This window comes from Metabacillus sediminilitoris (genome assembly GCF_009720625.1).
Taxonomy (GTDB): Bacteria; Bacillota; Bacilli; order Bacillales; family Bacillaceae; genus Metabacillus; species Metabacillus sediminilitoris.
The window spans coordinates 1,068,603-1,086,806 of the sequence record NZ_CP046266.1 but is presented as its reverse complement, the minus strand read 5'-3'; the positions used below and the strand labels follow the sequence as shown (position 1 = coordinate 1,086,806).

The following is an 18,204-nucleotide window of genomic DNA, read 5'->3' as shown; positions in this document are numbered from 1 at the left end:
ACGAATAAGTCAATTTCCCCTTAATATTCTTATACAAAAAACTAATAAATTAATGAGCAAAATCTAAGTGCATTTTGCATTTATCTATATCTGTTTTTACAAGTGGAATTACACGGTTTGCATTTTATAATACACCTATGTCTTAATTTGATTCTCTAGTAAATTAGAGAGTAGCTCAATAATCTCTCTTCTTCTGATAATTCCAATAAAAACTCCATAATCATCAACAACTGGGACAAAATTTTGATTTAAAGAAGTATTCACTATATTCTCAATTTCACTATTTACTGAGATAGGTTCATATTTTGTATGAAGGGATACATCTCTTAGCATGACTTTATGAGTATGCTGAAAGTCTAGGTATTCAGAGTTTTTTAATTTCCATAAAAGGTCACCTTCTGTTAATGTACCCAAATAGTGGCCATTTTTATCTAAAATCGGAACAGCAGCATATCGATGATACTCCATTTTTTCAATTGCTTGTCTCATTGTCCAATGTTCATAGACATAAGTTACTTCACTTTTTGGAATTAAGAAAAAGGCAACATTCATAATGGACTAATCCTCCTTTATTGACTTGCTATCAGCTACAATGTGAATGTCAATATTCGTGGTATCTCTCATGATTTCATTTACAATTGATCCCTTTGTAATTTCTTCCCATCTCGTTCTAGCAGATTGTCCTAGTAAGATTTGAGTGATAAAATGCCTTTTTGCAACTTCTACAATGACCTTCGAAGGTTTACTTTTTCCTTTTTGTTCAAGAATAAAGTTAGCATTTAGTTGTTCACACAACTCTCTCCAGTAATCAATTTTTTGTTTCATCAAGTTTGTCATATTAAGTGGGTCTTGATTTACAACATTTAAGACATAAAGCTCAGCCTTTAATCGGTTGGCCATTCTCCAACCTCTTCGAATTAGCTTCTCTGCAGTTTGGCTGTATTGAACACAAACTAATATCTTTTCGTGAAGACCAATCGGTCCTTTAAAAGAATGACCGTTTTTTTGTTCAATTTTTTCATCTACATCATCAGCAACTTCTCTTAAGGCCAATTCCCTAAGAGCAGAAAGATTGGCTTCAGTAAAAAAATTAGTTAAACTTTGCATGATTTTTTCTTTTGTGTAGATTTTCCCTTCTGAAAGCCTTTTACGCAAAGTAATAGGTGTTACATCGATAAGTTGTATTTCATTTGCTTTATCTACAAAGGTATCTGGTATTCTCTCTCGAACTCTAATACCTGTTATATTTTCAACGATATCGTGCACACTCTCCATGTGCTGAATATTTACTGCTGACATCACATCAATACCCGCAGTTAGAATCTCTTCTACATCCAAATAACGCTTTACATTATTTGATCCTTTAATATTTGTATGAGCTAGTTCGTCAACAACCACAATATCGGGCTTTCGTTCTATAACCCCTTCTACATTTAGCTCAAAGAACATCTTGTTTTTATAAGTGATTTCTTTAAGAGGAACATGCTCAAGATTCTTTATTTGTTTCTCTGTTTCAACCCTGCCATGGGTTTCGATTAATCCGATGACTACATCGAATCCTTCCGAGACTAAATCATGTGCATCTTGCAGCATTTTATATGTTTTACCTACACCAGGAGCAGCCCCAATATATAATTTTAATTTGCCTCTGCTTTCGTCTTGTATTTCCTTAAGAATTTCTTCTGGGGTCTTTCTTCTAAAATAAGGATGCTTTTTTCCCAACTCATCATCTCCTGAAAAGAGCCTCGGTCAAAACCGAGGTTAGATCATTATTGAATTAGTTTAGCCAAGTCAAGATTAAGTTTTAGTACATTGACCCTATCCTCTCCAAACATCCCTAGTTCTTTATTTTCTGTATGTTTATCAACTAATTTGTTTAGATCATCATTTGATAAACCTGTTGCAGATACGATTCTTGGTATTTGTGCTATTGCTGCTTCAGGACTTATGTGTGGATCTAAACCTGAACCTGAGTTAGTTATTAAGTCAATTGGCAATTGATCTATTGGTACATCAGGGTTCGCTTTTTTCCAATCTATAATTAATTCTTTTGTCCGAGAAATCATTTCTGTATTGGACGGTGCATAGTTATTTGATCCAGACCCGGCTGCATCATATTCAATGCTTGAAACACGTGAATGAAAAAAACCTGGAGTCGTAAATTGTTGGCCAATTAGCTCTGATCCAATTACTTCTTTTTCTTCATTATATAGAAGACTGCCATTTGCTTGATGTGGCATTGTGACCTTTGCAATCCCCGTTACAACGAGAGGGTACAAAAGTCCACACGAAAACATTAGCAGCAAGCTTGTTCTAACAATCGTTCCTATCATTCTGATCTTCCTTTCAATTTATCTTATTGAGGAGAGGGGGAATCCCCCCTCAAATTAAATAATTAATCCTACTGCTACGTCGATTAATTTAATTCCGATGAATGGAACAATAACACCACCAAAGCCATAGATAAACATGTTTCTTTTTAACAATGAATTGGAACTCATCGGCTTGTATGCTACCCCTTTCATCGCAAGTGGAATGAGGAGGGGAATAATGATGGCATTAAAAATGAGTGCCGAAAGGATTGCAGATATCGGCGATTCTAATTGCATAATGTTAAGAACATCCATTTCAGGTATTGCAATCATAAACATCGCTGGAATAATTGCAAAATATTTCGCAATATCATTTGCAATACTGAATGTTGTTAAAGCCCCTCTTGTCATCAACAGTTGTTTCCCGATTGAAACAACCTCAATTAATTTTGTGGGATTTGAATCAAGATCAATCATATTCGCTGCTTCCTTCGCTGCTGTTGTTCCACTATTCATAGCCAAGCCAACATCAGCCTGTGCCAAGGCAGGAGCATCATTCGTTCCGTCTCCAGTCATTGCAACAAGTTTTCCTTGTGATTGTTCATATTTTATAACATCAATTTTATCTTCTGGCTTACATTCTGCAATAAATTCATCTACACCAGCTTCTTTTGCAATAGTTGCAGCTGTTAAAGGGTTGTCTCCTGTACACATGACTGACTTAATTCCCATTTTTCTCAACTGCTCAAAGCGTTCTCTCATCCCAGGTTTTACAGTATCTTTTAGATAAATTAATCCTAGTATTTGATTGTTAATGGCTACTGCAAGTGGTGTGCCACCTTCCTTTGAGATTCGATTTGTTTTTTCATCCAAATCTTTTGGTACAATTCCCCCTTGAGAAGCAACCCATTCTTTTACTGCATCCACGGCACCTTTTCGCACTTTTCTTCCATCTGTTAAGTCCATTCCACTCATTCGAGTCTCTGCTTTAAACTCTATAATCTCCGCATTTTGAGAAACACTTTCATCAAAAGTCTTGTTTTGCTTTTTAAGAAGTTCAATAATAGAACGACCTTCAGGAGTTTCATCTTTTAATGAACTTATTGCGAGCCACTGTATAAATTCATTTTCGTCTGCTTGACTAACTAGTACAAATTCACTTGCCATCCGATTTCCAAATGTAATGGTACCTGTTTTATCTAAGATAATTGTATTGATATCACCTGCTGCTTCTACTGCTTTCCCTGACATAGCTAGCACATTGAACTGTGTCACTCGGTCCATTCCTGCGATCCCAATGGCTGAAAGTAATCCACCAATGGTTGTTGGGATTAAACAAACAAGAAGGGAAATGAGCACAGGGACTTCTATATTAAAGCCAAGATATTGAGTAAAGAAAGGCAGCGTTACAACAACAATTAGAAAGATTAATGTTAAACTTGTTAACACTGTATTTAATGCAATTTCATTCGGTGTTTTTTGGCGCTCTGCGCCTTCAACTAATGAGATCATTCGATCGAGAAATGATTCCCCAGGATTATTTGTAATTCTTACTGTAATCTGATCACTTACCACACGTGTACCACCAGTAACAGAGTTAAAATCTCCACCAGCTTCTTTAATGACGGGAGCTGATTCGCCTGTAATTGCAGACTCATCTACAGATGCTAAGCCTCCGATTACTTCACCATCCCCTGGTATCATCTCACCTTGTTTTACAATGACAATGTCACCTTTTCTAAGTTGAGTTGAAGGGACTTCTTCAATTATTCCGCTATCTAGCAAACGGTTTGCACTAATCTCTTTTTTTGATTGTTTTAATGAACTGGCTTGGGCTTTCCCTCGCCCTTCTGCAATGGCTTCTGAAAAGTTACCAAAAAGCACGGTAAAAAGAAGAATAAAGGAAACAACAATATTGAACCAAAGCTCAACATCACTTTTTCCAAAAGCATTCGGTGCAAAACACATGATTAGAGTAATCAAAAAACCAATTTCAACTATGAACATAATCGGATTTTTTATCATGATTCTTGGATCTAGTTTCACAAAGGATTCTTTAACAGCTTGTATAATCAATTCTTTGTTCATTAATGATGCTTTCTTTTGTAATTTATTTTCGCTTTCCACAAAAAGTTGACTCATGATTTTCCTCCACCTTTACAAAGTCAGGTATTCAGCGACTGGTCCCAATACTAATACTGGGAAAAATGTTAGGGCTCCAACGATAAATACTGCAACAATAAATAGAATCCCAAATAATGAAGTATCTGTTTTAAATGTCCCAACTGTTTCTGGAACCAATCTTTTGGAAGCTAACGATCCTGCAACAGCTAACATTGTGACGAATCCAAAGAACCTTCCAATAAACATGACAATTCCAGTTGATATGTTCCAGAATGGTGTCGCATCTCCAAGACCTTCAAATCCTGAACCGTTGTTTGCAGCTGAGGATGTAAATTCATATAAAACCTGTGTGATTCCGTGATAACCAGGATTAGAGATTCCATCACTACCTAACGGTGTAAATAAGGCCAACGCTGAACCCCCTAAAATTAAGAAAGGAGAAATCAATAATGTAAGAGCAATAAGCTTCATTTCTTTTCCTTCAATTTTCTTACCGAAGTATTCAGGAGTTCTACCGACCATTAGACCTGATAAGAATACAGCAATCATCACGTACATGATTATATTCACAAACCCTGCACCAACACCCCCAAAAACAATGTTTAAGAGCATGTTTGATAGAGCGAGCATCCCTGTTAATGGTGTTAAAGTATCATGCATCGTATTAACTGCACCAGTTTCTGTAGCAGTCGTTGTAATGGCATAAAAAATAGACTGTGCTGTCCCAAATCGAACCTCTTTACCTTCCATGCTTCCTTGTTCAGCAGAGATACCTAATTCATTTAAAGCTGGATTTCCTTTATATTCTTGATAAAGAGATGTCCCAAGGAAAACTAGGAAAATCATCGCCATTGAGACGAATAAAACTCTGCCTTGCTTAAGATTCCCTACCATTTTTCCATACGTATATGGAAGAGCAACAGGCAATAAAAACATTAGAATAATTTGTAACACGTTACTTATTGCATTTGGATTTTCAAATGGATGTGCAGAGTTAACTCCAAAGAATCCGCCACCATTGTTACCCAACTCTTTTATTGATAAGAAAGAACCGACAGGCCCCATTGCAATATGTTGTTCGATTCCCTCAATCGTTTTTGCCGTAATTGTTGGGTCTAGTGTTTGTGGTACGCCTAATGCAATAAATATGAAACTTGTAATAAAAGCTATTGGTAATAAAACACGAGTAATGGATCGAATTAAATCGACAAAGAAATTTCCTATTTCTTTACCAGTTAACCCGCGGATAAAAGCAATCGCAACTGCAAGGGCTGTTCCTGGTGCAACAAACATCATAAACAAGATACCGATTAACTGTGATAAATAAGATAATCCACTCTCACCACTGTAATGTTGCAAGTTTGTGTTAGTCATGAAACTAATCGCTGTGTTAAAAGCTAATGTTGGATCCATGCCTGCTATATTGCTTGGATTTAAAGGCAGTACTCCTTGTAATCTAAAAACAAAGTAGACCAGTAAAATCATAAAGGTATTTACACCAACAAGTGTAATCGCATACTGCTTCCACGATTGGTTATCTTCTTTAACTCCGCCAATCTTATAAAAAAGTTTTTCTATAGGTAAGAAGAACTTATCCATCTTGGAATGCTGATAATCAAAAACACTTGCTATATATAAACCAACAGGTTTTGCTATCAGAAAGATGATTAATAAAGTAAAAGCTATTGAAATAAGCGTTAAAACCAATGTTTTTCCCTCCGTTTAAAACTAGAATTTTTCAGGGTTTAATAATACGTAGGTTAGGTAAATCATTAAAATGATAGAGACTCCAAATAATAAGGAAATCATGATTGATCACCACTTTTTTTAGAAATTGTCCCTTCTGACCACTTCGCTAAGCCATACATAGATGCAGCTAATGAACCAATCACAATAATCATTAAAATATCAAACATAAAATCCTCCTGTTTATTCTTCAATTAAGAAGTCAATAGTTCAATCATTTGTATATACGACATGATTTTCTTCAAGATTAGTAAAGGGCTTCTGCATACGTGAGCTCTATGTTTTTGTAACCCATCCTTTTTCATCAGCCATTTTTGTCGCCTCTTTCAATTTTTATTTTCAGGTAAAACATAGATGAAATGTAATCTTTTTTTGATTAATCTGTTAAACTATTGAACACGCTATCTTCGCATTTTTTTCATTCCTCTTTGATTTTTCTTCATCATTTTTATCTCTAGACCACTTAAACGCAGTAGCATATTTTTTCCTCTCCAATTAAAATTTACAAAAATTACCAGTAATAAACCACAAAGAAACCCGCTGTATTACACAGTGGGTTTAAAACCAAATGTAATACCCTCTTCCTTAACGCTTACGAGGTTAGCTGTCGGATTCGGGCCATAGAAGTAGCCCTACCTTTGCAAAAGGATTCACCCCAAGTGACAGTGTCACAGAATTGGTTCCCCCGCTCTTATAGATTCAGCGATTTAAGATATTAACGTATTAAATTACTAAAGATTAAAAAAGACCACAGAGGGCTACCCCGTGGTCGAGTTGATTTTTTCGATCACCAGTTTCACATCCTCTCCCTAACGCTTACGAGGTTAGCTGTCGGATTCGGGCCATGGAAGTAGCCCTACCTTTGCAAAAGGATTCACCCCAAGTGACAGTGTCACAGAATTGGTTCCCCCGCTCTTTTTAGACTCAGCGAATAAGAATGATTTAATTTTATGAGAGTAATATTACTCCTGGAAATTTTAGTTTGTAAAGAGTACAAAAAGCTGATTTTCAATCAAATTCACTTAAAAACACTTAATATAAACCGTTTCCTCATATTTTTAAATGAAATACTCTATTTTTCTTTATTTTTCGAAGTATTTCGAAGGCATTCAATTTGATATATAAATTTCGTTATTCACTTAAAAGAATTTTCAATTTAAAAATTATCATGTAAAAATAATGTTAATTTTTTATTAATTTGTAAAAATTCAAAATTTTATAAGAGGTTTTTTCTTTATATTCTTTTTTTGTAAATGATTAATTAATTATGCTTTATATGTGCAATCTAGGGGTATTGAAGATTTGAGGAAAATGAAGGAGGGAGATAATAATGGAAGCAAATGTAATGAATATTGTTCAACATGAACTATATATGATTACAATGGTTTTTATATTTGGACTTCTAGCAATAAAAATAGCTGAACGTATTAAGATTCCAGATGTAGCACTATTTATGATTGTAGGTATTTTCCTTGGCCCATCTGTCTTAAACCTAATTACTGCTCCGATCGATTCAGTATCTTATCAATTCATTATTGTGATTGGGTCTATTTTAATCCTTTTTGAAGGTGGCAAAGCTATTCAATTTTCTATACTTAAAAGAGTATGGTTGACCATTTCTCTCTTATCTATAGTAGGAGTAATAGTTACAGCTATAGTTGTAGCAATTAGTGCATATTATTTATTAGATCTTCCAGTACTATATGCTCTATTACTAGCATCTGTCATTTCATCGACAGATCCAGCTACTTTGATTCCTGTTTTTAAACAAGTAGCAATTAGGGAAAAGGTCAGACAGACTGTAGAAAGTGAATCAGCATTTAATGATGCAACTGCGTCAATTTTAACTTTTACTATATTAGGGGTCATTCTTGGTCAAACGAACTTATCCTTTTCCTCAAGTCTATGGAGTTTTGTCCGTGAAGCAGGTGGTGGGATTTTAGTAGGATTATTTTTTGGCTTCATTGGCTGTTTTTTAACCGCTGAACATAAATGGGGACTATTTAAAAAATATGGTACGATATTAAGCATTGTTATAGCAATCAGCTCTTATTTGTTTGCAGGAGTAATCGAGGCAAGTGGTTTCATGGCGACTTTTACAGCAGGACTTATTTTAGGAAACCCTCAATTATTCCGTTTTCAAATATCTCAGGAGAACAATTTAACTGTATTTCACTTTTCAGAGACTTTGACTTTGCTTTTAAGAACTCTTATTTTCATGTTACTTGGTACACAAGTTAATTTTAATATTCTAAGTCAATTTTGGTTGCAAGGTATACTTATCGTATTAATTTTTATGTTTGTGGCTAGACCTCTTACTGTCTTATTGTGTACTTTGCCTGACCGTAAAGCAAAATGGAGTTGGAATGAAATTTTCTTTATGTTCTGGGTTCGTGAAACAGGTGTTATTCCAGCAGCTCTTTCGGGAATGATTGTTGCTTCAGGAGTTGACTATGCAAATGAAATTTCATCGGTTACTTTCATAGCAATATTAGTTACTATTCTTTTACAAGCAAGTTCAACTGGCTATGTAGCCAAAAAGTTAGGACTTATTTTAAAACCACCTATTAAGGCTTTGAGAAATTAAAAAGGGTTAATTAGTGAATAATTCTAGTTAGGTAGGTAAAAAAATGATAAAAATAAAAGAATATTTAGATCCTCCAAAGATTCTTGTTTTAGGCTTCGCGACCATTATCATGATTGGAGCAATTCTTTTAACTCTTCCAATTGCTACAGAAGATGGAATAGGTCTCTTGTTTCTTGATGCTTTATTTACAGCTACATCTGCAACTTGTGTAACAGGTCTTGTTGTGGTTGATACGGGTGATACCTTTTCAATATTTGGAGAGTTGGTCATATTAACACTTATTCAAGTAGGTGGACTAGGGTTTATGACCTTTGCAACTTTTTTATTTCTTTTACTAGGAAAAAAAATCTCATTAAAAGAAAGATTATTATTAAAGGAAGCATTTAATAATATCCACCTTGCAGGAATTGTAAAGTTGGTAAAACGAATATTGATTTTTACAGCATTGATTGAAAGTATCGGTGGAATATTGTTATCGATTCGCTTTTCTATCGATATGCCTATCGGAAAAGCAATCTATTATGGCTTTTTTCATGCCATTTCAAATTTTAATAATGCTGGCTTTGATTTAATGGGTGAGTATCGAAGTTTAACTCCTTATGTCGATGATCCGATTGTCGTATTAACTGTTTGTACTATGATTACTCTAGGCGGTTTAGGCTTTATCGTAATGAACGAAATTTATGAATACCGTGAAACACGACGGCTTTCTATACATACGAAAGTGGTATTGTTTACAACACTAATTCTAACAGTGGGTTCAACAATACTAATCTTCCTATTTGAATATGGAAATGATAATACCTTAGGTCCTTTATCATTCTTTGGTAAATTTCTAGGCGCGTTGTTCCATGGGGTTACTCCACGAACTGCTGGTTCAAATACTTTACCAATTGCAGATTTAACACACTCTACTTTATTCCTGACAATACTTCTAATGTTTATTGGAGCCGGTCCAGGATCTACTGCTGGAGGTATAAAAATTACTACTTTTGCTGTATTAATGGCAACTTTCTGGTCCCAAATTAAAGGAAAAGAAGATGTAGTTTTATTTAAACGACGCATTGTAATTGAAACAATTTTAAAAGCATTTACAGTAGCCATAAGTGGGTTAATCATTGTTATTATTGTAACCCTTTTATTAAGTATTACAGATAAGGGGCAACATTTTATTATGTATTTATTTGAAGCTGCCTCTGCTTTTGGTACGGTTGGTCTATCCATGGGATTAACTCCAGAGCTTTCTCCTATTGGTCGCATAATTATTATTTTAACAATGTTTGCAGGGAGATTAGGACCTTTAACCCTTGGTTTTGCTATTACTAAGAGACGTACATCCGAAGCTTTTCATCATCCAAAGGGAAAGATTATGATTGGATAATTTATTAACATTCAGGAGTGAATTTAGAATGGCTATAAAACAATATGCTGTTATTGGACTTGGTAGATTTGGAACAAGTATAGCTAGAAGATTAAATGAAGCAGGACAAGAAGTTTTGGGAATAGATGTGAATGAAGAACGAGTAGAAGATGTAGAATTATATGTAACTCATGCTGCCGTAGCAGATTCCACAGATGAGAAAGCACTAACTTCCTTAGGGGTTCGCAATTTTGATTGTGTAATTGTAGCAATTGGGAACGATATGCAAGCAAGCATCTTAACCGTTATGCTTCTTAAGGATCTAGGCGTTAAAAAAGTTATTGCTAAAGCTTTAGGCAAGCGTCATGGAAAGGTTTTAGACCGTATAGGTGCCGATTGGATTATCTATCCTGAAAGGGATATGGGGGAACGAGTTGCTAATCAACTCTTATCACCTAATATGCTAAACTACATTGAACTTTCAAAAGAATACAATATTGAAGAAATCATGATCCCTTCAAAAATGGCTGGGAAAAATCTGCGGGAACTTGACATTCGTGCCAAATATAATATCAGTGTCATTGCCATCGTTAGTGAAGGAGATATCATCATATCTCCTTCTCCAGAACAGACGATTCACGAAGGTGATCTATTAGTGGTGATTGGCAGCAGAGATGATCTAGCTAATTTTTCAAGTATAGAATAACAGAACTTGAACTTAAGTCATTAAGATTGTGTTAAATCTATATATTTTTCTAAAGGTAATGAATAGGAACTTCACTAACTAAAAAGTTCCTATCTTTTTTATATAATTCCTCAACAATCTGGCCCGATTGATGAATATAAGTTAAAAACCTCTCTTAAACTAAACTTCCCAGTTAGCCATCCATGAAGCGAAAAATCGGCGCTTCACCACAAAGAATGAAAATATATTGAATCCGTCGATACTGTTCCTAAGGCTGGAAGAGGAAGGTCGATAAACTATGGTGCCTTAGAGCCCTTCCGTTAGTCTGACTCCAACGACCACGGTGCATCATAAACTGTCGCTCCCTTGCGGGAAGCACTCATGGTAGATTAATCCTAATTCTGATTGTTGCACCAGCCTCCAATTTTCAAGCCCAGAAAGGAAGATTTCAATGGATGTTATCATTGAAAAATGGTGAAGACGATCCTGAAAAACTAGCAAACTTCGCTCGTCGTACAATGAAACGAAAAAAGGAAGAACTTGAATTAGCACTTCGGGGCTATGTAAACCCACACCAACGTTTGATTTGAAAACCATTTTAACTCATATTGATTTTCTAAGTGAGCAAATTGAAATGTTGGATCAAGAGATAGCTCAAAGAGTAAGCTCTTATCAGGAAGATATAGAACGACTCGATTCCATTCCTGGTATCGCAACTAGAATGACTGAGCAAATCTTAGCTGAAATTGGTACGGACATTGGAAACCGATTCCCGACTGCCGCACATCTATGTTCATGGGCAGCCTTATTTTCCTGGACACAATGAGAGCGCAGGTAAAAGAAAATCTAGCAGATATAAGAAGGGAAAAAAGTATTTAAGATCCGCATTAACAGAAGCAGCTCAATCAGTTAGAGGGTCAAAAAACTATCTCGGTGCACTGTATAGACGTACAGCTGGACGAAAAGGAAAGAAAAAGGCAGCAATTGTAGTCGCCCACGCGATGTTGCGAATCGCATATTACCTTCTAACCAGAAAAGAAATGTATGTTGACTTAGGCGAAGATTATTTTGATAAACAAAGACAAGTATCTATTGTGCGCCATTCGGTTCGGAGACTAGAGAACCTAGGGTAGCAGCTAATCAAATTGATGCCTTGCTTGCGAAATAACCACAGAAGTAAGGTTACGGCACCAAATCGGCACCAAAGGTTATGCGATTGACGACTTTTGTGCCGATATAAAAAACAAAAAAAGCCCCAATCCCTTATATACCAAGGAATTGAAGCTTTTATCTCAGATGACCTGTGAGGGACTTGAACCCCCGACCCCTTCCCTGTCAAGGAAGTGCTCTCCCACTGAGCTAACAAGTCGTTTCAAATGTAGGTTTTTTAAGAATTTTACATTACTTTGTAGATACTGACCACTAACCTTCTATTGGTTATATAATTTATTGTAAAGTGGTCATCATACTCCGTCAACTATAAACTCACCCTCTACATCAAATATATCGGTCTTTTGAAGATTACATTGGAGTGAAAAGTCACTCCTTAAATTCGAGAGTCTAGAAAGTCAATTATAAAGAGGATTTTAAGTTAAGAATCCTCTTTAAATATTATTATTTGTAAATTAGACAGAATTACATTTCTTATTGTTTCGATTTTCTTCTATGTAGATAAAACCCCCCAACAATTCCAGTTGGGACTAATACTAAACCACCAATTAGAATTTGTTTATTCCGCTCTTCTCGCTCTTCTTTTCCTTTTTTATAATATTTATTGTATAAATTTACTGCATTATTGTTATTCTTAAATTTAACTGGTATCGATAGTTCTTCAGCACTCTTACCAGCTTCAAACGCTTCTTCACGCAACTCTTCATCTTCTTCATTTGAATCAAATCCATTTTTATGTTGCTTTTGAAGATTGGAATATTCTTTATACTGGTCATCAGCTTTATACTTTGTCGTTGTAAACGCCAAGTCGTAACCTCGTTGATATGCTTCATCTTCTTTTGCATTATATCCATTTTCAAATCCTTGCTTAAAGGATATCTTGTATAATTCGGGAACGTCTTTAGGAATAGTAAAAGTCTGTTGATTATACCCTGCTTCATAGCCTTCCTTTTCATATGTTTCTTGTAAATGTTTAATCCTTTCGTCCTCACCTTTTTTAAAGCCTTCTTCAAATGCTTGTTTTGTTTCGTCTTCACTAGCATATTTAGAAGGGATATTGATGTCTTCATGTGTTAAACCTTGTTGATGCCCTTCTTCTTTTGCTTTTTCAGTTTGCTGCATCACTTGAATAACTTTTTTGTATCCAGCTGCAAAGCCTTTATTCCAATATTCAGTTTGGGAGGAGTTAGTTTGTGGATTTTGCTGAACTACTTTGTTTTCAAAATCTATTTTTCCTTGCTGGAATCCTATTTTCTCTCCTGCTTGATAATCCTCTTCTTGTTGTTTTTGAATCTCAGCAGCTTTTTTTGCTTCACCTTCCGTATATCCAGCTTCATAGCCTGCTTCATACCAACTATAGTCAGCGTTTGATAATTCAGCATATTTCTCTTCATGAAAATCTACAAATACTTCACCGTTATACCCATTTTGATATCCAATATCATAACCTTCATTTTGTAATTCTTCGTAATGAACTTCTAGTTCTTCTTCAGTCATAACTGGAACATCATTTGAATAATTAGAGTCAGAGGAAGTACCACTTGAACCAGAAGATGATGAACTATCCGCTCCACCATGCCCATGATACTCACCATACTCTAATCCCCATTTTTCGCAATTGGTGCGACAAGTATGTTTTCCAAAACTATCAGTATTTCCCGGATGCGCTTTCACTTCTTGGCATATAAAAATTAATAAAATTGAAGTCGCCAAGACGATAAAATTTCTTTTCAATCTTTCCACCTTCTCCAGTCTTTGTTAAGTATGTCTATTGTACTTAATAAACCAAAGAAATAATGTCGAATCTTGTATAGAATTGAAATAATAGATAAATATGAACTATACAACTATGAATCAAAAGTATCCTTATTGACTTTCTAATACTTTTATATAATTTAAAAATCTTTATTCTTTTCATCTTTAATTCGTTTATATTTATATAATTCCACTAAAAAGAGCGCTAACTAGCGCTCCCTTTATCATATTGCTATACATTTCTTTCTTTACTTGTAATAGGTTCGTATTGACTACGGTTAAAATCCATTATGTGTGATTTAACCTACTATACACCTTAAGCTTAATTGAGTGGGTTTAAAATGTGGAAATATACCCCCATCGTACTAAATAGATTAATAAACTATTCCTATTCCTTCTTTTATTCCTTTTTCTATTTGACCAATTTTCTATTATACTCACTAACACTTTTATAAACATTAACAAGATAATCCTTTAACTAAATTATGTGCTGACTGTTTCATTGAATTGTTAGTCAATATCATTTACTTGAATTTTACAACTAAAGCCTAAACTCCTATCCCTCCAATTTTAACTATCACAGCCAACTCCATCTCCATCTCTGTCAAGGTGTTTGGCGTATCCTGGCTCGCCTTTATGAATTGGTGCAGCACCTGCCGCCTTTGCTTGAGAACAGTTTTTATAAAATACATTAGTCTGTTGTTCCTGTTCCTCTGCTAATCTAGCTTCTTCTTCTTGTTTACGCTGTTCCTCTGCTAAACGAGCCTCTTCTTCTTGTTTACGCTGTTCCTCTGCTAAACGAGCCTCTTCTTCTTGTTTACGCTGTTCCTCTGCTAATCTAGCCTCTTCTTCTTGTTTACGCTGTTCCTCTGCTAAACGAGCCTCTTCTTCTTGTTTACGCTGTTCCTCTGCTAAACGAGCCTCTTCTTCAGCCTTCTCTGATTCAGAATCAGATACCTCAGTAGTTGATTTAATAGAGTCAGTTTCCGTAGGTTCTTCTCCAAAAACTATTGCAATAATCATTAGCAAAGTGAATAAATAAACAAGCGAAGCAATAGTCTTTTTCCACCACTTTCCACTTCGGAAGCCAAGTATTTTTTGATGCAATTTTCTTTTTTTAAATTTAAAAGGGATATTAACTTTTGACAGTATATTAGCAAAATCTTTACCTGAACTATTTAGTACTAGTTTGCCTTCATCATTACTAATTACTGTTTTAATTGCAAAGTGGTCAATAACTGCATTAGTAAAGAAGTTATAAGACCATTTGTTAATTTGTTTAGCCTTTCGTTCCTTATTATCATATTCATATAGTAGTACATTATTATCAACTACAATAAAGTTACCCTTTTTCTGTTTATCTTGATAGAAACCTTCAACAATTAGTTCAGCATCTTTATGCTTTTCACGCAATAATCTCTCGCCATTTTTTGTATGCCCCATATCATCTCGCTTCATAAGAAATGATGTAATTTTAATTTCACGATTTCGTAAATTTTCTAACGTTTCAGCATGTAGGAAATAATCAAAATCATGAGTAACAGTTGTAATAATCTTTTGAGATTGATTTGTAATCATATGTTCTAAAATTTCAATAAATTCTTGGCTATCATCATTTTTCTTAATATCATCAAATGTTCGTCTTGACCGACCAATCTGAAGTGTTATCTGCCACTCATTTTTGTCTTTTCCGTCGGTACGAACATCAATATCACTAATTTGTGAATATTTATAAACCATGTGTTCACGTTTAGAAATAAATAAAACAGATTCCGTCGTTAAAATAAAAACTCCATCTAGTTCACGACCACTTTTTTTATCACATTCTGCCTCTATAACTTTTAGAATTTTTTCAGTCGGATTTAAGATTGTATTTTGTGCTTGCATTAATAATTTATCATACTTTGAAACCAGTGCTTTTTGACCCATTGTAGGTCTTTTACCAATCCACTTTTGCATAATATAACCCCCATATTTAATCATCTTTAATTATTATAAACTTTTTTTGTATACTTATGGTTTTATTTGTAATATTCATAGTTAAAATTTCATAGTTTTTTACTATTCTCTTATAATACTTACTTCCTTTGATATAAAAAACCTATGCTTTTCAGTTATTGCTAACATAAAAACGGCGAGTTACTCCTGTCTGTCTTTACAATTGATATTCATTTCCCTAAGGAAAGTACTACGGTTTTTTCATCAAAAAATCCTACCTTCCATAAAGAAGATAGGATTTTTAATTCTATTGAAATGATAAAATGCCCAAAATCATCTATATTAGGCATTATGGTATGTGCAGGGTCTTCTGGCTTGTCAGCAATAACAGCTTCAGTTGTTAAGAACATAGCTGCTACAGATGCTGAAAACCCTTATATAATCATGTTTTACTTATATTCAATTAGCACTAACCACTTCTCATGATAAAGCTACAATTTAAATTGTAAAGTAGTGATGGAAAACTGTAAAGTGGTTTAGATTCATCAAACATTTTTTATCAAGAAACCTATCTCTTCATGATTTAGGTCTTTGCCATTTCATTTATTGGCACTTATCCTCTTTAATACATAAATCATCATTTATTTTAATGACTAATATGACAAACAGTTTAAGAATCAAGTAGTAATCTATCTCGTATTGTTTCTCATCATTAGTATTTGTTCCATGTAAGTACTTGTTTCGAATATCATGACCATTGGTAAATTTTGATTTATTAAGATAATAATCAAAATAATCTTGTTCATTTCTTGAAAACAGGCTGGTTTCAAAATCAACAAGATTGCGACTATTTAACTCTTCTATCAATAATTGTAAATCCTCAGAATAATGCCAATAACTCATTACTTCTCTATAATACAGTTCCTTTAGAACATATATGACTCTCTGGTCAACAAACTGAATGTGTCCCATGTTACTTTCACAGATTAAGTCATTATCAAATAACCATTGCATTGTATTCAATTGATACGCTTGAAAATCGCTTCTGGTTAACTTTTCAGAAATTATTAATTGGAAAAAATTCTCATATCTCTCATCTTTATTTGGTAAATAGAATATGCTACTCTGGTCAGAAAACAATAAGAATGAAGCTGTTTTATACCAGTCACTAGAAGAGTAAACATACTTCATTTTATTAAACGACTTAATATCTTTAATTTTAAAACTTGAAGATGACATTTGAATTAATTCTTGGTCTATCACTCCATCTTCAATCAAAGTATTATACTGTTTAAAAACTCTATCTATCTCAGGGAGAATAGTTCTACACTTTTCGAAATATGATGCTTCACTCGACGGCATTTTAACTATAAAATCATTAATTTGAAATTCTTCTTTCAAATAATAATCAAAAAACCATTCAATCATTTCTTCCAATCTTACACCAAGAATATTTAACACACTAAAATAACTATGTATTTCAGCATTAGACAACATTTCTTTGAAGTAAAAAGAGAATGATTGGTAATACAAATGTTCTGCTTGTGGTCTAATTACTGACTCTAGAGCAGAGCTTTCACTTTTTTTTGAATCGAATTCTAATCTCATATTATCATCAACAAATCTAAATAGATAAATAAAATTATTCCAAAGTGTAGGAAAATCAGTATTTTCTTCTATCCACTTTCGACTTACCTTGATGTCTGCAGTACTACCATCCATAGTAAATAATATTGCTTCATCTTGGTCGTTCGGATAAGAAATCGTTACTCCCGATTCAATACCTGTATCGTTATTAAAGATTTTTTCTTCCTCTTTTTCTGCTTTCCTCTTGGCATGCAACTTGATTTTATCGGGTATACTTAACCCCTTATTTGGTGGGAAATTTATGATTTTTCTCAATACATTTATATGAACTAGCGGTGAGTCTATATATTCATCAATCAAACTTAATATATCTGTTTCATTTAAAGATGGTGGCAAATATAAATCATTCTCTTTTAAATACTTTGACAAAATTGTTTCTGCATTCCTAGAGTCAGATAATAAAACGCTTTTAACTGCTTCATTAAAGTACTCAGTCAGTCTCTTAAACTTGAGTACTGTATAAATGTGTACATTTTCCTTTTCAAGAAATCGTCTAAAATCATCAATTTCAATTCTTTGATATAATAACTTGTAACTTTCAAGAACTTCAAAGAAGTCTTCTGTGTTATCAAAGTCAATTTCATCATATAGATTGATGAAGTTATCCTTATGACAGCCTACGAAGATGCCGATTTTTTGCTTAATTTTCTTCTCAAAAGTTTTTATATCAATACTTGTCTTTTGTACAATATGGTTACTAAACTTTTTAATGTTTATGTATTTCAAAACATTATGAAAGTCTAATAAATCTGTTATACCCCATTCAGAATCAATAGCTTTATTTTCAACCATTTCTACTATCTTTCTCAGTTCCCAACCACTAGCCATGTCATGCTCAGAATGAAATTTAATCCCTGACATATGTTCTCCTTTCGTAACC

15 protein-coding genes, 1 tRNA gene and 2 riboswitches are annotated in these 18,204 nt (G+C 34.1%); of the genes, 6 read left to right on the top strand and 10 right to left on the bottom strand.

The features are described 5' to 3' along the window. Positions 1-135 precede the first annotated feature (135 nt). The 6 genes from GMB29_RS05485 to kdpF are packed head-to-tail and all read right to left on the bottom strand — an operon-like array spanning position 136 to position 6,245. Entirely contained in the window at positions 136-552 is a 417-nt protein-coding gene (locus GMB29_RS05485) for a CBS domain-containing protein (RefSeq protein WP_136354995.1), read from the bottom strand. 6 nt (positions 553-558) lie between these two features. Further along, positions 559-1,722, bottom strand: a complete 1,164-nt coding sequence (gene kdpDN / locus GMB29_RS05480) for a KdpD-like non-kinase potassium sensor (protein WP_136354997.1) — start codon at positions 1,720-1,722, stop codon at positions 559-561. Positions 1,723-1,769: 47 nt separating this feature from the next. Then, the gene (gene kdpC, locus GMB29_RS05475; RefSeq protein WP_136354999.1) at positions 1,770-2,333 is read right to left on the bottom strand and encodes a potassium-transporting ATPase subunit KdpC; all 564 of its coding nucleotides are present in this window, start codon (positions 2,331-2,333) and stop codon (positions 1,770-1,772) included. Between the two features lie 54 nt (positions 2,334-2,387). Next, positions 2,388-4,454, bottom strand: a complete 2,067-nt coding sequence (gene kdpB, locus GMB29_RS05470) for a potassium-transporting ATPase subunit KdpB (RefSeq protein WP_136355001.1) — start codon at positions 4,452-4,454, stop codon at positions 2,388-2,390. 15 nt (positions 4,455-4,469) lie between these two features. Beyond that, positions 4,470-6,128: a potassium-transporting ATPase subunit KdpA gene (kdpA, locus tag GMB29_RS05465; RefSeq protein ID WP_406600336.1), complete on the bottom strand. Its 1,659-nt coding sequence runs from the start codon at positions 6,126-6,128 to the stop codon at positions 4,470-4,472. A 36-nt stretch (positions 6,129-6,164) separates the two neighbouring features. Continuing rightward, the gene (gene kdpF, locus GMB29_RS27935) at positions 6,165-6,245 is read right to left on the bottom strand and encodes a K(+)-transporting ATPase subunit F (protein WP_136355269.1); all 81 of its coding nucleotides are present in this window, start codon (positions 6,243-6,245) and stop codon (positions 6,165-6,167) included. Positions 6,246-6,756: 511 nt separating this feature from the next. Continuing rightward, positions 6,757-6,897: riboswitch (cyclic di-AMP (ydaO/yuaA leader) on the bottom strand. A gap of 83 nt (positions 6,898-6,980) precedes the next feature. Next, positions 6,981-7,122, bottom strand: a riboswitch (cyclic di-AMP (ydaO/yuaA leader). Between the two features lie 390 nt (positions 7,123-7,512). On the opposite strand from kdpF, the gene GMB29_RS05455 reads away from it, so the two are divergent. The 6 genes from GMB29_RS05455 (at position 7,513) to GMB29_RS05440 (ending at position 11,947) form a co-directional block, all read left to right on the top strand. Continuing rightward, a complete protein-coding gene (locus GMB29_RS05455) occupies positions 7,513-8,769 on the top strand; it encodes a cation:proton antiporter (RefSeq protein WP_136355005.1) in 1,257 nt (418 codons plus the stop codon). Positions 8,770-8,812: 43 nt separating this feature from the next. Further along, positions 8,813-10,150, top strand: coding sequence for a TrkH family potassium uptake protein (locus tag GMB29_RS05450; protein WP_136355007.1), 1,338 nt, complete (start codon positions 8,813-8,815; stop codon positions 10,148-10,150). A gap of 28 nt (positions 10,151-10,178) precedes the next feature. Then, the gene (locus GMB29_RS05445; RefSeq protein WP_136355009.1) at positions 10,179-10,835 is read left to right on the top strand and encodes a potassium channel family protein; all 657 of its coding nucleotides are present in this window, start codon (positions 10,179-10,181) and stop codon (positions 10,833-10,835) included. 434 nt (positions 10,836-11,269) lie between these two features. Continuing rightward, positions 11,270-11,404 carry a hypothetical protein gene (locus GMB29_RS27610; RefSeq protein ID WP_264766595.1) on the top strand — a complete coding sequence of 45 codons (135 nt, stop codon included), beginning with the start codon at positions 11,270-11,272 and terminating at the stop codon, positions 11,402-11,404. A 44-nt stretch (positions 11,405-11,448) separates the two neighbouring features. Then, positions 11,449-11,640, top strand: coding sequence for an IS110 family transposase (locus GMB29_RS27605; RefSeq protein WP_264766594.1), 192 nt, complete (start codon positions 11,449-11,451; stop codon positions 11,638-11,640). Then, positions 11,561-11,947, top strand: coding sequence for a transposase (locus GMB29_RS05440; RefSeq protein WP_319941488.1), 387 nt, complete (start codon positions 11,561-11,563; stop codon positions 11,945-11,947). The genes GMB29_RS27605 and GMB29_RS05440 overlap by 80 nt, the downstream gene beginning before the upstream one ends. Positions 11,948-12,111: 164 nt before the next feature. On the opposite strand, the gene GMB29_RS05435 is transcribed toward GMB29_RS05440, so the two are convergent. The 4 genes from GMB29_RS05435 to GMB29_RS05420 all read right to left on the bottom strand — a co-directional run bounded on the left by GMB29_RS05435 (position 12,112) and on the right by GMB29_RS05420 (position 18,185). Further along, positions 12,112-12,183 (bottom strand) — tRNA-Val (locus tag GMB29_RS05435). A 275-nt stretch (positions 12,184-12,458) separates the two neighbouring features. Further along, positions 12,459-13,718: a hypothetical protein gene (locus tag GMB29_RS05430; protein ID WP_136355011.1), complete on the bottom strand. Its 1,260-nt coding sequence runs from the start codon at positions 13,716-13,718 to the stop codon at positions 12,459-12,461. A 591-nt stretch (positions 13,719-14,309) separates the two neighbouring features. Further along, on the bottom strand, positions 14,310-15,698 hold the full coding sequence (locus tag GMB29_RS05425) for an excalibur calcium-binding domain-containing protein (protein WP_155443839.1): 1,389 nt from the start codon (positions 15,696-15,698) through the stop codon (positions 14,310-14,312). A gap of 582 nt (positions 15,699-16,280) precedes the next feature. After that, on the bottom strand, positions 16,281-18,185 hold the full coding sequence (locus GMB29_RS05420; RefSeq protein WP_136355017.1) for a hypothetical protein: 1,905 nt from the start codon (positions 18,183-18,185) through the stop codon (positions 16,281-16,283). Between the last annotated feature and the right edge of the window lie 19 nt (positions 18,186-18,204).